The sequence below is a fragment of the Novosphingobium sp. KA1 genome, from assembly GCF_017309955.1.
Taxonomy (GTDB): Bacteria; Pseudomonadota; Alphaproteobacteria; order Sphingomonadales; family Sphingomonadaceae; genus Novosphingobium.
Map to the genome: position 1 here is coordinate 1,241,721 of NZ_CP021247.1, position 13,280 is coordinate 1,255,000.

General features: G+C 67.6%; 14 protein-coding genes (1 of these 14 only partly in view). 2 read left to right on the forward strand and 12 right to left on the reverse strand.

From position 1 onward, the window contains the following. Positions 1 to 35 precede the first annotated feature (35 nt). Both CA833_RS06190 and CA833_RS06195 read right to left on the reverse strand, forming a co-directional pair. Positions 36 to 1,253, reverse strand: coding sequence for a M20 family metallopeptidase (locus tag CA833_RS06190; RefSeq protein ID WP_207079552.1), 1,218 nt, complete (start codon positions 1,251 to 1,253; stop codon positions 36 to 38). A 19-nt stretch (positions 1,254 to 1,272) separates the two neighbouring features. Beyond that, positions 1,273 to 2,679 (reverse strand): lipopolysaccharide biosynthesis protein, encoded by a 1,407-nt coding sequence (locus CA833_RS06195; protein ID WP_207079553.1) that lies wholly within the window; start codon positions 2,677 to 2,679, stop codon positions 1,273 to 1,275. 190 nt (positions 2,680 to 2,869) lie between these two features. Between CA833_RS06195 and CA833_RS06200 the strand changes: the two genes are divergently transcribed. Further along, positions 2,870 to 3,628: a sugar phosphate nucleotidyltransferase gene (locus CA833_RS06200; RefSeq protein ID WP_142636750.1), complete on the forward strand. Its 759-nt coding sequence runs from the start codon at positions 2,870 to 2,872 to the stop codon at positions 3,626 to 3,628. Positions 3,629 to 3,866: 238 nt separating this feature from the next. Beyond that, the gene (locus CA833_RS06205) at positions 3,867 to 4,142 is read left to right on the forward strand and encodes a histidine kinase (protein ID WP_207079554.1); all 276 of its coding nucleotides are present in this window, start codon (positions 3,867 to 3,869) and stop codon (positions 4,140 to 4,142) included. 3 nt (positions 4,143 to 4,145) lie between these two features. Here the strand turns inward: CA833_RS06205 and hemN are convergent, their stop codons facing one another. The 10 genes in view from hemN to ccoN are tightly spaced (at most 32 nt apart) and all read right to left on the reverse strand, a layout consistent with a single transcriptional unit that may run on beyond the window. After that, entirely contained in the window at positions 4,146 to 5,459 is a 1,314-nt protein-coding gene (gene hemN / locus CA833_RS06210) for an oxygen-independent coproporphyrinogen III oxidase (protein ID WP_207079976.1), read from the reverse strand. A 32-nt stretch (positions 5,460 to 5,491) separates the two neighbouring features. Beyond that, positions 5,492 to 5,716, reverse strand: a complete 225-nt coding sequence (locus CA833_RS06215; protein ID WP_207079555.1) for a hypothetical protein — start codon at positions 5,714 to 5,716, stop codon at positions 5,492 to 5,494. Beyond that, a complete protein-coding gene (ccoS, locus tag CA833_RS06220) occupies positions 5,713 to 5,874 on the reverse strand; it encodes a cbb3-type cytochrome oxidase assembly protein CcoS (RefSeq protein WP_142636742.1) in 162 nt (53 codons plus the stop codon). Before ccoS ends, CA833_RS06215 begins: the two co-directional genes overlap by 4 nt. Beyond that, positions 5,871 to 8,006, reverse strand: a complete 2,136-nt coding sequence (locus tag CA833_RS06225; RefSeq protein WP_207079556.1) for a heavy metal translocating P-type ATPase — start codon at positions 8,004 to 8,006, stop codon at positions 5,871 to 5,873. Before CA833_RS06225 ends, ccoS begins: the two co-directional genes overlap by 4 nt. Beyond that, complete coding sequence (locus tag CA833_RS06230) at positions 8,003 to 8,458, reverse strand: FixH family protein (protein ID WP_207079557.1); 456 nt, start codon at positions 8,456 to 8,458, stop codon at positions 8,003 to 8,005. The genes CA833_RS06225 and CA833_RS06230 overlap by 4 nt, the downstream gene beginning before the upstream one ends. Continuing rightward, positions 8,455 to 9,909, reverse strand: a complete 1,455-nt coding sequence (ccoG, locus tag CA833_RS06235; RefSeq protein WP_207079558.1) for a cytochrome c oxidase accessory protein CcoG — start codon at positions 9,907 to 9,909, stop codon at positions 8,455 to 8,457. The genes CA833_RS06230 and ccoG overlap by 4 nt, the downstream gene beginning before the upstream one ends. Then, positions 9,906 to 10,808 carry a cytochrome-c oxidase, cbb3-type subunit III gene (gene ccoP / locus CA833_RS06240; protein ID WP_207079559.1) on the reverse strand — a complete coding sequence of 301 codons (903 nt, stop codon included), beginning with the start codon at positions 10,806 to 10,808 and terminating at the stop codon, positions 9,906 to 9,908. Before ccoP ends, ccoG begins: the two co-directional genes overlap by 4 nt. Then, the gene (locus CA833_RS06245; protein WP_207079560.1) at positions 10,801 to 10,971 is read right to left on the reverse strand and encodes a cbb3-type cytochrome c oxidase subunit 3; all 171 of its coding nucleotides are present in this window, start codon (positions 10,969 to 10,971) and stop codon (positions 10,801 to 10,803) included. Before CA833_RS06245 ends, ccoP begins: the two co-directional genes overlap by 8 nt. Further along, positions 10,968 to 11,717, reverse strand: coding sequence for a cytochrome-c oxidase, cbb3-type subunit II (ccoO, locus tag CA833_RS06250; protein ID WP_142636729.1), 750 nt, complete (start codon positions 11,715 to 11,717; stop codon positions 10,968 to 10,970). Before ccoO ends, CA833_RS06245 begins: the two co-directional genes overlap by 4 nt. A 25-nt stretch (positions 11,718 to 11,742) precedes the next feature. Beyond that, on the reverse strand, positions 11,743 to 13,280 hold the 3' portion of the coding sequence (ccoN, locus tag CA833_RS06255) for a cytochrome-c oxidase, cbb3-type subunit I (protein WP_142636727.1). The gene runs 121 nt beyond the window's last position; the window shows 1,538 of its 1,659 coding nt (coding positions 122–1,659); its start codon lies beyond the right edge, outside the window; it ends in the stop codon at positions 11,743 to 11,745.

Sequence of the window (13,280 nt, forward strand, 5' to 3'; positions counted from 1 at the left end):
CGGCGGGGGCGCCATGAGGGAAGGCCAAAAGTGCCTCAGCCGAAACCGCGCTCCAGCCAGTTCTGCGCCAGACCTGCCAGGAAGGCCGCGCCGCGCGGCAGCACGGATTCGTCGACCATCATCTTGGTCGAGTGGATGCCGCAGCAATGCTGCCAGTCGGCCCCCTCATGCGCGACGCCAAGGAAAAACATCGCGCCGGGCACCTTTTCAAGCACGTAGGCAAAGTCCTCCGCGCCCATGATCGGATCGGGCAGACGGCGGAACGCGCTCGGCCCGAACAGTGCCTGCGCCACGCCTTCCCCGAAAGTCACCGCGCGGGGATCGCACATGGTCACCGGGAAACCTTCGCGGATGGTCACTTCCCCGGTTAGGCCGTGCGCCGCCGCGATGCCGGAGACGAGCCGGGGCAGCTCCTCCTTCAGTCGCGCGCGGGTGTCCGCCGAGAGCGTGCGCATCGTGCCGGTGAGCCTTGCACTATCGGGAATGACGTTGTGGGCGCTGCCCGCCTCGATCTTCGCGATAGTCACCACGACCGGGTCGAACACGCTGTAACGACGCGCCACCATGGTCTGGATGGCCATCACGATCTCGCAGGCGACCGGCACCGGATCGGCCGTGTCATGCGGCATCGAGGCATGGCCGCCGCGCCCGGTGACGGTGATGCGCAGTTCGTCGGCCGCCGCCATCAGCGGCCCGGCGCGCCCGGCGACCAGACCATGCGGCGCATTGGGCATGATGTGCAGCGCAAAAGCGGCACCGGGCAGCGGACGGTCCAGCCCTTCGCCGCCCAGCAGCCCGTCGTTGAGCATGAAGCGGGCACCGTGGTGGCCTTCCTCGCCCGGCTGGAACATGAAGCGCACTTCGCCCTTCAGCCGCTCCGCCTGTCCCGCAAGGATCTCGGCCGCCCCCGCCAGCATGGCGACGTGGGTGTCGTGGCCGCAGGCGTGCATCACCCCGGGAACGGTCGAGGCGAAGGGCAGCCCGGTTTCCTCCGGCATCGGCAGGGCGTCGGTATCGCCGCGCAGCAGGACCGCTCCGCCTTCTCCCGCACCGCCTTTCAGCGTGGCGACGAGGCCGGTGGTCGATGGCCCTTCGCGCCATTCGAGCGGCAGGTGAGCCAGCGCTGCGCGGATCTTGTCGCGCGTTTTCGGGTTGTGCAGCCCGATCTCGGGCTCGGCATGAACCGCACGGCGCAGGGCAACGATGCGGTCGGACAGGCGGGAGGCTTCACGCGTCAGGAGATCAGCAGACATCCCGCCATGATACCGCGGGTTAGCCGGCTGTCGAGCCGGGTTCGCCCGCCCCCGCCCCCGTTGCCGCTTCCGCTTCCTCCTCCGCTTGCGGATCGATGATGCTGATCTGCTTGCGATCGATGAGGTTGAGCGTGTGCCAGGCCATCGCCCCCATCGCGAGGTAGGAGACCGCGCCCGCCAGCGCCACGGCCCAGGCCGCACCGCTGGGCCCGAGCGGAATGAAGAACACCATGCCCAGCGCCAGGGCGACCACCGAAAGCAGGCGCGCGATCAGCGAGTGCTGCGCGCGGCCGGTGGAGTGCAGCACCGGCTCGAAAGCCACGCTGGCGAAATCGAAGCAGGCCCCCACAGTCAGCGGCACGAGGATCGCCTCGCCGCGCTCGAACACGTCGCCGCCGATGATTGCCAGCAGTTCCTTGCCGAGCAGGATCGCCACCGTCACCACGACGACGCCGCCGATACCGGCGATCTTGCTGGTCTGCATCGCCAGCTTGCGGAACTCGTCGGCCTGTGAGGAAACGCGGGCGCGCGCCACTTCGGCGTAGACCGAACGGGTCAGCAACGAGGACAGCTTGGTGAGCGCCTGCGACAGCTGCGAGGCCAGCCGGTAGAGACCCGCCGCCTTGGTGCCGACCCAGGCACCGACGACCAGCAGCGGGCCGTTCTTGACCGCGGCATCAAGCGTCGAGCCGACATAGGTGACCATGAAGAAGCGGCCGATGCCGGGGTTTTCGGCCAGCGCCTGGCGCCATTGCAGCGCCGTGCGCCAGTTCACCGCCGCGGGCGCGAGCCGGCGTGCCATGATCCAGTAGAGCAGCGCCTCGAGCAGGTCGATCGCCGCCCAGGCGAACAGGAAGCGACCCACCGTCGGACCCGTCAGCCAGATCACCACGGCGGCGATGAGACGCCCGGTGGGCACGATCGCCTCGACGTAGACGGCCATGTCGAAGCGGTGCAGCGCACGCACGATCCCGGTCGGCGCCGAAACCAGCGCCCATAGCGAGGCACAGCAGAACCAGAAGGCCACGTCCATGTACTGGGGATTGAGCTCCAGCATATGCGCAAAGCCGTAGATCAGGATCGCGGCAAGCCCGCAGCCCATGACCGCGCCCAGCGCATCGAGCACCCCGCACAGCATGCCGAGACGCCCGAACTTGCCCCAGTCCTGGTTGTGGACATGCTCGCTGCCGTACCGCACGACCACACGCCAGGTCTGGAAACCGGCAATCGCGATGAGCGCCTGCGCGGTGCCGAAGATCAGCGAGAAGTGCCCGAAATCCTTGAGCCCCAGCGTACGCGTGAGGATGGCGAGATAACCGATGCCGCATACCGCGCCGAACCCCTTGCCGCCCAGCAACCAGGCGGTGTTCTGAAGGATCCGGCCCAGTGGAGAGCTGCTCTCTTTGGGTGGGCGTTTGGGAGACATTGAGCCTGCATTGGACGAGGGGAAGGCGACTTGCAAGCCAGTCGCCTAATCCCGATTGCCCTTGCATGAACGTCAACCGCGCAAACCGCGCAGGCTTGCCTGCCCCGGCCCTTCACGCCGCACCTTTCCCTTTTGCCCCGCGATCACTAGATGCTGACCCATCTCCCCCGTGAACATGAATGTGAACCCGATGATCGAACACGCCATTCTTCTCAGCGCCGGCCAGGGCTCGCGCCTGCTTCCGCTCACCGCCGAGCGCCCCAAGTGCATGATCGACTTTTCCGGTCGCTCACTGATCGAATGGCAGATCGAGATGCTCGCACGCGGCGGCGTCAAGCGCATCGACGTCGTCACCGGCTTCATGACCGACATGCTCGAAGACCACCTCCAGTCGATCAAGGACCCGCGCGTCGAGATCACCGTGCGCTTCAACCCCTTCTTCAAGGTGGCGGACAACCTCGGTTCATGCTGGATCGCCCGCGAGGCGATGCGCGGCGACTTCCTGATCCTCAACGGCGACACGCTGGTTTCGGAAGAGATCGTCCACAAGGTCCAGCAGGGCGCGACCGACAAGGACGGCAATCTCTGGCCGATCGCGGTCACCGTCGACGTCAAGCAGGACGGCTACGACAGCGACGACATGAAGGTGGAGCGCACCGGTGACGGCCGTCTCGTCCACATCGGCAAGACGCTGACCGCCGAGCAGTCGAATTCCGAATCGATCGGCTTCCTTGCCTTCCGCGGCGAAGGGGCGGACCTGTTCCGCGAAACCGTACGCCAGGCGATGCGCACCCCCGAAGGCGTTCAGCACTGGTATCTGAAGGTGATCGATTCGATCGCGCCCACCGGCAAGGTCGGCACCAACTCGATCGAGGGCATGAACTGGGCCGAAGTCGACTTCCTCAACGACATCGAGATCGCAACGAAGCTGACCGACACCTGGGCGTAAAAAGGGCCTGCCCGCGGGAACCGGAAGCCGAAAAAATGGGCGGTCCCGAAAGACCGCCCTGTAAGTTGGGGAGAAGCGGTTCGCACCATCCGCCGTGGCGGGTGGTGCAAGACCGGCAGGCATTTCTCTTGCAGGCATTCCGGATTTCGCCATTGATCGCGGTCAAATTGGAGCAGCGCTTTCGATTTATCGACCGCTGCTCTTAAAATCCGCGGGTCACCGCCGTCCTTGCGCGCCTATGGACGCCCATCGTTTCAAGCCGACACCGGTCCCCCGCGCGCGCCGGCGCGGGCAGCTCACCCGCTTCACCCTGACCGACTCGCAAGGGCAGCCGATCGAAGTGATCGTCCGCGACATCTCCGCGCGCGGGCTGAGCGCTGCCGCCTTGCGGGACGCGCCCGCGCTGAATGCAGTGGTGCGGGCAAAACTGGAGGATGGGCGCGAGCTGTGGGGCCTCGTGCGCTGGGCCGAGGGCAACCTGTTCGGCGTGGAGTTCGAAACGCCGGCGGCGTGAGGGTCACACCGCCGAACTGAAGCGCCGCAGCGAATCCTTGCGATAGGGATCGAATCGCGCCGCGATCGAACGTGCATAAGGCAAACCGTCGGGCGCGATCACCAGATCGTCGCCATCCCCTTCGCAAAGGCCGGCGGCAAAATAGGGTGCGAGCATGGGCCAGGCCTCACGCCGCAGGTCCTGGTCGATTTGGGCGCGGCCACGGCACAGCAGATCCTCGATCACCTTCCCGCGCCGCCGGTCCTCGGCGCCGCGCAGAATGCCTCGGTCCGCACTCAGGCGGTCCTGCGACAGCATCATCCGATAGCGCCCGGTGTTCTTCTCGTTCTGCACCAGAAGCCCGGGGAAGCTGCTGATCGCCGAGGCGCCGAGGCCCACGAGGACCGGCGCCTGGTCCTCGGTGAAGCCCTGGAAATTGCGGTGCAGCCGCCCCGACAGCGCGGCCTGTGCGATCGCATCGCCCGGCTTTGCGAAGTGATCGAAGCCGATCGGAACATACCCCGCCTCGACCAGGAAGAGGTAACCGAACGCCGCCATGGCAAAGCGCACTTCCGCATCGGGCAGGTCGGCGGCATCGATCTTGCGCTGGCGCGCGATCAGGTGCGGCACATGGGCATATCCGAACAGGGCGATACGATCGGCACCCAGGGCAACCGTGCGTTCGAGCGAATCGCGCAGGTCCGCAAGGGTCTGGCCGGGCAACCCGTACATCAGGTCGAAGTTGATCGAACCGACACCCGCGCTGCGCAGCATCGCCGTGCCCGTCTCGATCATCGCGGCCGGCTGCACGCGGCCGATCGCCGCCTGGAGTGCGGGCGCAAAGGTCTGCACGCCCATGCTCGCGCGGCTGATGCCGACAGAGGCGATCACCTCAGCCCATTCCGGCGTCAGCGTGCGCGGGTCGAGCTCGATCGAGATGACCGGGCTGGATGCGGCAAAATGCAGAGTCAGCTCATCGACGAGCCGCACGAAGGCAACTGGCGAGATCCCGTTGGGACTGCCCCCGCCAAAGGCGATGCGGGCGATCCGCGCGGTCTTGGGCAGCAGTTCGGAAACCAGCGCGATCTCGCGGTGCAGCGCATCGAGATAGCTCGCCACCCGGTCGGACAGATTGGCGACGCTGGTGTTGCAGCCGCAATACCAGCAGATCTTCTCGCAGAAGGGGATGTGGACGTAGAGCGAGACTTCGCCCTTCGTCTCCTCCAGCGCGGAGACCAGTTGCGATGCCCCCACGCCCTCGCCGAACTCCGCAGCGGTGGGGAAGCTGGTGTAGCGCGGCACGGGAACGGCCAGCAATTCGGGATGATAGGTCCACATGCAGGGGAGAATCACTCACCTGCCGGGAATCGTCATTGCGCTCGATCAAGACGCTTGCGCGAGGAACCGGTGTGGCAGCCCTTGGCGCAGCACGGGCCCTGCTGCGGTCCTGGCGGCGCGTCGACGGGCTGCACCGGAATCAAGGCCATGCCGCCCCCGCACAGCGGCGCGGCGAGCGCACGCGCCTCGGCCTCGAGCGGGCCGATCATGGCCGGCACCATCGCCAGCGTGCCGAACAGGGCCAGTGCCGCCTTCACGTCGCCCCTTCCCCGTCGCTGTCCTCCTCGATCAGGATGCGCTGGGCGGCACCGTCGAGATCCTCGAACTGGCCGCTGCGCATCGCCCAGAAGAACGTGCCGAGCCCGGCCAGCCCCATCGCCAGGGCCAGCGGGATCAAGACCCCGACAATGTTCATGCGCCCTCCTTCCCGGCACTGCGGGCGAGCCGCAGCGAATTGCCGACCACCAGCAGCGAACTGGCCGACATCGCCAGCGCTGCCACCAGCGGGGTGACGAAACCGCAGATCGCCAGTGGCACCGCCAGCATATTGTATAGCACCGCCAGCGTGAAATTCTGCCGTACAATCGCCATTGTCCGCCGCGCGACCCGCACCGCCAGTGCCACCGGCATCAGCCGCTCACCGACAAAGACGGCATCGGCTGCCTGCTGGCTGACGTCGCTGGCGCTGCCCGGCGCGATCGAGACATGGGCACCGGCCAGCGCCGGACCGTCGTTGAGGCCGTCGCCGACCATCAGCGGACGATGGCCCGAGGCCTTGCGGCGCTCCAGCAAGGCCAGTTTGCCCGCGGGCCGCATTCCGGCCGCCGCGAAAAGGTGCAGTTCACGCGCCACCGCCGCGACCGATTCGGGCCGGTCCCCGGAGGCGATCGAACAGGCCAGCCCCTGCCCGGAAAGCGCCGCCAGCGTTGCCTGCACGTCCGGGCGCAGCGGATCGGCAAAAGCGATACGCGCTGCCTTGCCCGCGATCACCAGATCCGCGGCCAGCCCGGCGACTTCGCTTTCCGGCCGGAGCAGCGCCACCGGCCTGCCCTGGAAACGCGCGCTCATGCCCTGCCCGGCGGTTTCCTCGACACCGTCAAGCACCGCCGGTTCGACGCCCTCTTGCCGCAGCGCCCGGGCGAGCCCCCGGCTCAGCGGGTGGCGGCTCTCCTGCGCCAGCGCCAGCGCGATCCGCCGCGCCTCCTCGCCCAGCCCCGACAGGTCCACCGGGCGCGGTTCCCCCAGCGTCAGGGTGCCGGTCTTGTCGAAGATCACCTCGTCGACTTCGGCCAGACGCTCCAGCGCCGAACCGTCCTTGATCAGCAGGCCCCGCTTCATCAGCGCACCGGCCGCCACGACTTGCGCGGCCGGCACCGCGAGGCCCAGCGCGCAAGGACAGGTGATGATCAGCACGGCGACCGCGATGAGCAGCGCCTGGTGGAGACCCGCCCCCGCCAGCAGCCATCCGCAGAACGACAGGAAAGCCAGGCTATGGACCGCCGGGGCGTAGAGCCGCGCCGCCCGGTCGGCGATGCGCACGTAGCGCGAGCGCGACTGTCCCGCCTCGTCCATGAGCCTGGCGATATCGGCCAGCGCGGTGTCGCGCGCGGCCGCCACCACCGTCAGCCGCACCGGATTGCCGAGGTTGACCATGCCCGCATGGACGAGATCACCCGCCACCGCAGGCCTCGGCGCGCTCTCGCCGGTCAGCATCGTAGCATCGACCAGCGTGCGGCCTTCAAGCACGGTGCCATCGGCCGCCAGCGCCTCGCCCGCCGCCACCAACATGACCATGCCGGGCACGATGCGCTCCGCCTCGACATAGAGCGTCGAACCGTCGGGCTGGACGATCTGCGCGCCGCGCCCCATCCGCCCCAGCAGCGCGGCGATCCCCGAGCGGGCCCGGCTGCGCATCATCGCGTCGAGCGCGCGGCCCGCGAGCAGGAAGAACAGCAGCATGACGGCGCCGTCGAAATAGGCATGCGGGCCGTTCGTCGCCGTCTCGTAGAGGCTGAGCACGGTCGCCAGGACCACCCCGATCGAGATCGGCACGTCCATGTTGGTGCGCCGGTGCCGCAGCGCCATCAGCGCCGAAGCGAAGAAGGGCCGCCCTGCATAAGCGATCACCGGCACCGCGATCAGCGCCGAAAGCCAGTGGAACAGTGCCCGCGTCGGCGCATCCGCGCCCGACCAGACCGAGACCGAGAGCAGCATGATGTTCATCATGCCGAACCCGGCAACGGCCAGGGCGCGCAGCAGACGCTTGGTTTCCGCATCGTCGCGGGCGAGCGGATTGTCGGCGGCGCGTTCGGCCTCGAAGCCGAGCTTGCGCAGTTCGGCGATGATCGCCTCGCCGGTCAGGTCCGGCGCATGGCTGACCGCAACCCGCTTGGCCGAGAAATTGACCCGCGCCGCAGCTACCCCCGGCACCAGCGCAAGCCCGCGCTCGACTTTGCCGATGCAGCCCGCGCAGCGCATGCCGGGCACCGTGAAGCGGCTGTCGATGCATGGCTCGGCGGGCTCGGGACGGGGCAGCGGCGCGTTCATGCCACCGGTTCCTCGACGCGCCAGCGGCGGCCATCGACCTCGACCTCGAATCGCAGCGTCCAGCGCCCGGCAGGCAGCACTTCCCGGCTCACGAAACGCCCGCCGCCGTCGCTGCCGAAGGTCAGCGGGGTATCGGGCAGACGGCCGAGCGGATGCCGCGCCTGGGCCTGCAGGCGCGCTCCGGCGGGAACCCCGCGCAGTTCGGCCCGCACATGGCCGTCGCCCATGCGCCGGGCCGCCAGCGTCCAGCCCAGCGCCTTCTCGCGCGCGGCTTCATCCAGCCAGCGGTTGAAGTCCTGGCTGGCGACATAGGAATTCTCCACCACCTCGCCGCCGAAAGTCGAGAGCGCCAGATGCGCCATGGTGAAGTTGACCGCGATCACCACGCCGAACCCGGCAACAAGGATCGCCGCCATGTGCCGGCCGGTGAAAGGGGATGCGGGCGGGGTCATGAGGCACCTCCGGGGCTGTCGAACTGGGCGGGCGCCGCGGCCTGCTCGCGCGCCTGCGCCTCGGCCTGCACGTGGAAGCGGAATTCCTGCGCGGCGGACGTTGCAGGGGCGACCACATAGAGGCGCAGCACGCGCGTCTCGTCGGCGGGCACTTCGCGCACGAGGCGCGGTGCGGCAGCCACGCGCGCCATGTCGTCGCTCCACATCCGCGCGCCCGGCAGCCCCTCGATCGAGATCGTCATGCGGCGAGGGCGGCCCTCCATGTTGCGCAGGCGCAGAGTATAGGCATTGCGCACCGAACCGTCGCTGAGGAGGATGTACGAAGGGTTGCGGTCCTTGGCGACAGTCAGCCCGGTGTGCACGCGGGTGCCCAGCAGGAACAGCAGCGCGAGGCCGATGCCCGCCCAGACCGTGAAGTAGACGATCGTGCGCGGGCGCCAGATCAGCTTGAGATGACGGCTCGGCGGCTGCCCGGCCTTCTCTCGCTCGGCATCTTCCAGCGTGGCGTAATCGATGAGCCCGCGCGGCCGGCCGACCTCCCTCATCACCCGGTCACAGGCATCGATGCACAGCCCGCAGGTGATGCAGCCGACCTGCGGGCCCTGCCGGATGTCGATCCCGGTGGGGCAGACCGCGACGCACTGGTTGCAGTCGACACAGTCGCCGCAGCTGCCGGGCCGGGCCAGCGCCTTCTTGAGGCTGGCCCGCGGCTCGCCGCGCCAGTCCTTGTAGGTGACGGTCAGGCTTTTCTCGTCGAGCATCGCCGTCTGGATGCGCGGCCAGGGACACATGTAGATGCAGACCTGCTCGCGCATGAAGCCGCCGAGCACGAATGTCGTGGCGGTCAGCACACCGACGGTGGCGTAGGCGACAGGCGCGGCGCTGCCGGTCCAGAACGCGTGCTGGAGCGTCGGCGCATCGGCGAAGTAGAAGATCCAGGCGCCGCCGGTGGCGAAGCTGATGACGAGATAGATCGCCCATTTGAGTAGCCGCCGGGCGATCTTGGCCCCGGTCCACGGCGCCTTGTAGAGGCGCAGGCGGGCATTGCGATCGCCGTCGATCAGCCGGTCGACATGCTGGAACAGGTCGGTCCAGACCGTCTGCGGACAGGCATAGCCGCACCACGCCCGGCCCACCGCCGAAGTCACCAGGAACAGGCCGATGCCCGCCATGATCAGCAGACCGGCGACAAAGTAGAACTCGTGCGGCCAGATCTCGATGCCGAACATGTAGAATCGGCGATGGGCAAGATCGACCAGCACCGCCTGGTCCGGCGCATAGGGCCCGCGGTTCCAGCGGATCCACGGCGTGATCCAGTACACCGCCAGGCACAGCGCCATGACCGCCCACTTGAGCCGCCGGAACCGGCCGTCGATGCGCTTGTTGAACACCGGCTCGCGCCGGGCGTAGAGCGACACCGGCGCCGGCTTCACGGGCCCGGGACGGTTCATGGGTCTTGCGGCTGCTCAGGCGCGGCAAAGGCCTCGCCGCCGCCCAGCGAGTGGACGTAGGCCGCCAGCATCTTGATCGTCACCGGATCGAGGCGGGTGCCCCAGGCCGGCATGACGCCCATGTGCGGGTGTGAAATCTGGGCCACCACCTCGTCGCGGCTGCTGCCGTCGAGCCAGATCGCGTCGGTCAGGTTCGGCGCGCCGAACTGGCGGCTGCCCTTGCCATCGGTGCCGTGACACACCGCGCAGTTGGTCGCGAACACGTCCTTGCCCCTGCCCGAGGATGCCCCGGGATGCTCCTTGCGCCCCAGTACCAGTACATAGCTGGCGACATCCTGGATCTGCGCCGGGGTCAGCAGGGCATCGCTGCCGAAGTTGGGCATCTGGCTCATGCGGGTCTGGTCGTCGCCGGGCTGGCGGATGCCATGGATCAGTGTCTGCTCGATGGTCCTGAGGTCGCCGCCCCAGAGCCAGTCATCGTCGTTGAGGTTGGGGAAGCCCTTCGAGCCTGCCGCCCCGGCGCCGTGGCACTGCACGCAATTGACCTTGAAGGCCGCCGCACCGCCGGCCACCGCCGCGCGCATCAGCGCGGGCTTGGCGGGCAGCTGCTCGAGCGGCGTCGCGGCGATCTGGGCGCGCATCCCGGCGCGGGCCTCCTCGGCGGCCTGCAACTCGCCGCCAAGCTGCTTGCGGCTCGACCAGCCCAGCAGGCCCTCGCTGGCATGGCTGATGCCCGGCAGCGCCGGATAGGCAATCACGTAGCCCAGCGCGAAGACGATCGTCGCGTAGAAGGTCCATAGCCACCAGCGCGGCAGCGGCGTGTTGAGCTCCTCGATCCCGTCCCATTCATGGCCGACAGTCTCGGTCTGCGTGGCTTCGTCGATCTTCCTGTCAGCCATCGTTCTCGTCCTCGAAGATCATCCGCGCGGCCGCTTCGTTGCGCTCGCGCAAGGCCCCGCGGAAGGGCCAGGCGACCAGCACGAGGAAGATCACCCCCATCGCCACCAGCCCCCAGCTGTCGGCGAGATGGCGCAGCATGTCGTAAGTGGAGTGCGTGCTCATCGGCCGTGCTCCGCGGCGAGTTCCTCCTGCGCGGCGGCGCCGTTGACGTCGACCATGGTGCCCAGCACCTGCAGGTAGGCGACCAGCGCATCCATCTCGGTGAGACGCCCGGGATCGCCGTCGAAATCGCGGACCTGGGCCTTGGGATAACGCGCCGCGAAATCGCCCTGGTCGGCTTCCGGGTCGGCCTGGGCCTTGAGGTCGGCGGCGGCCATGGCGACGTCCTTGTCGCTATAGGGCACGCCGACATGGCGCAGCGCGGTGAGGTTGGCCGCAATGTCGGGCACCTCGAGCGCGTTCTTCGCAAGGAAGCCGTACTTGGGCATCACGCTTTCGGGCACCACCGATTCGGGATCGGTGAGGTGCTGGACATGCCAGCCATCGGAATACTTGCCGCCAACACGGGCAAGGTCCGGCCCGGTGCGCTTGGAGCCCCACTGGAACGGATGATCGTACATCGATTCGGCGGCAAGCGAGTAGTGTCCGTAACGTTCGGTCTCGTCGCGGAACGGGCGGATCATCTGGCTGTGGCAGACGTAGCAGCCCTCGCGCACATAGATGTCGCGGCCCGCCTGTTCGAGCGGGGTATAGGGCCGCATGCCCTCGACTTTCTCGATCGTGTTGTCGATCCAGAACAGCGGGGCGATCTCGACGATGCCGCCGATGGCGACGGCGACCAGCGCACAAACGCCGAGCAGGGTGACGTTCTTCTCGAGCGTCTTGTGCCGTTCGGTCATGGAAGTCATGGCTGAGGTTCCCTGTTGGGCTGGCTTATTCGGCCGCTGCCGGGACATGGACGATCGGGCGGTCCCTGGCCGGATCGAAGGCGGCATCGCGCATCGGAGCTTCCTCGCGCAGCTTGCCGAGGATCGTCGCCCAGACGTTCACCACCATGACCACCGCGCCCGAGAGGTAGAGCAGGCCGCCGAAGGCGCGCAGCATGTACATCGGGTGGAGCGCCGCGACGCTGTCCGCGAAGGAGTTCACGAGGTAGCCGTCCGCGCCGTATTCACGCCACATCAAGCCCTGGGTGATGCCCGCCACCCACATCGAGGCGGCGTAGAAGACGATGCCCACGGTCGCGAGCCAGAAGTGCCAGTTGACCATGCGCAGCGAATAGAGCCGCTCACGACCCCAGAGGCGCGGCACCAGGTAATAGAGCGCCCCGAAGGTGATCATCCCGTTCCAGCCCAGCGCGCCGGAATGGACATGGCCGATCGTCCAGTCAGTATAGTGCGAGAGCGAGTTGACGCTCTTCACGCTCATCATCGGGCCCTCGAACGTGCTCATGCCGTAGAACGCGAGCGCCATCACCATCATGCGGATGATCGGATCGGTACGCACCTTGTCCCAGGCGCCGTTGAGCGTCATCAGCCCGTTGATCATGCCGCCCCAGCTCGGCATCCACAGCATGATCGAGAAGACCATGCCCAGCGTCTGCGCCCAGTCGGGCAGCGCGGTGTAGTGGAGATGGTGCGGACCCGCCCAGATGTAGAGGAAGATCAGCGACCAGAAGTGGATGATCGAGAGCCGGTAGGAATAGATCGGACGCTCGGCCTGCTTGGGCACAAAGTAGTACATCATCGCCAGGAAGCCGGCGGTGAGGAAAAAGCCCACGGCATTGTGCCCGTACCACCACTGCACCAGCGCGCCCTGCACGCCGCCGAACAGCGGATAGCTCTTCGATCCCAGCAGGCTGACCGGCACGTCGAGGTTGTTGACGACGTGCAGCATGGCAACGGTGATGATGAAGGCGAGGTAGAACCAGTTGGCCACGTAGATATGCGGCTCGCTGCGCTTGACCACGGTGCCGACAAAGACCGCGAGATAGCAGACCCACACGATCGTCAGCCACCAGTCGACATACCATTCGGGCTCGGCATATTCCTTGCCCTGGGTGCTGCCGAGCAGATAGCCGGTAGCGGCCAGCACGATGAACAGCTGGTAGCCCCAGAACACGAAACGGGCGAGCCCTGGAAAGGCAAGCCGGGCACGGCAGGTCCGCTGCACCACGTAATAGCTGGTCGCGATCAGGGCATTGCCGCCGAAGGCGAAGATCACCGCCGACGTATGCAGCGGGCGCACCCGCCCGAAGTTGAGCCAGGGTTCGAGGTTCAGCACCGGCCAGGTCAGCTGGAGCGCGATGAACAGTCCCGCGGCAAAGCCGGCCATGCCCCAGAACACCGTGGCGATCACGCCCCAGCGAATCGGGTCGTCGTCATAACGGCCCTCGTCCGGCATCTTGAGGAAGCCACGCGCGATTCCGGCGTAGTCCGCCCCGCTCACCGTGACACACAGGGCAATAAAAG

Bases quoted from the DNA above. Each gene is read 5' to 3' on its own strand.
- CA833_RS06190 (WP_207079552.1), bottom strand. From the start codon at position 1,253: ATGTCTGCTGATCTCCTGACGCGTGAAGCCTCCCGCCTGTCCGACCGC.
- CA833_RS06195 (WP_207079553.1), bottom strand. From the start codon at position 2,679: ATGTCTCCCAAACGCCCACCCAAAGAGAGCAGCTCTCCACTGGGCCGG.
- CA833_RS06200 (WP_142636750.1), top strand. From the start codon at position 2,870: ATGATCGAACACGCCATTCTTCTCAGCGCCGGCCAGGGCTCGCGCCTG.
- CA833_RS06205 (WP_207079554.1), top strand. From the start codon at position 3,867: ATGGACGCCCATCGTTTCAAGCCGACACCGGTCCCCCGCGCGCGCCGG.
- hemN (WP_207079976.1), bottom strand. From the start codon at position 5,459: ATGTGGACCTATCATCCCGAATTGCTGGCCGTTCCCGTGCCGCGCTAC.
- ccoS (WP_142636742.1), bottom strand. From the start codon at position 5,874: ATGAACATTGTCGGGGTCTTGATCCCGCTGGCCCTGGCGATGGGGCTG.
- CA833_RS06225 (WP_207079556.1), bottom strand. From the start codon at position 8,006: ATGAACGCGCCGCTGCCCCGTCCCGAGCCCGCCGAGCCATGCATCGAC.
- CA833_RS06230 (WP_207079557.1), bottom strand. From the start codon at position 8,458: ATGACCCCGCCCGCATCCCCTTTCACCGGCCGGCACATGGCGGCGATC.
- ccoG (WP_207079558.1), bottom strand. From the start codon at position 9,909: ATGAACCGTCCCGGGCCCGTGAAGCCGGCGCCGGTGTCGCTCTACGCC.
- ccoP (WP_207079559.1), bottom strand. From the start codon at position 10,808: ATGGCTGACAGGAAGATCGACGAAGCCACGCAGACCGAGACTGTCGGC.
- CA833_RS06245 (WP_207079560.1), bottom strand. From the start codon at position 10,971: ATGAGCACGCACTCCACTTACGACATGCTGCGCCATCTCGCCGACAGC.
- ccoO (WP_142636729.1), bottom strand. From the start codon at position 11,717: ATGACTTCCATGACCGAACGGCACAAGACGCTCGAGAAGAACGTCACC.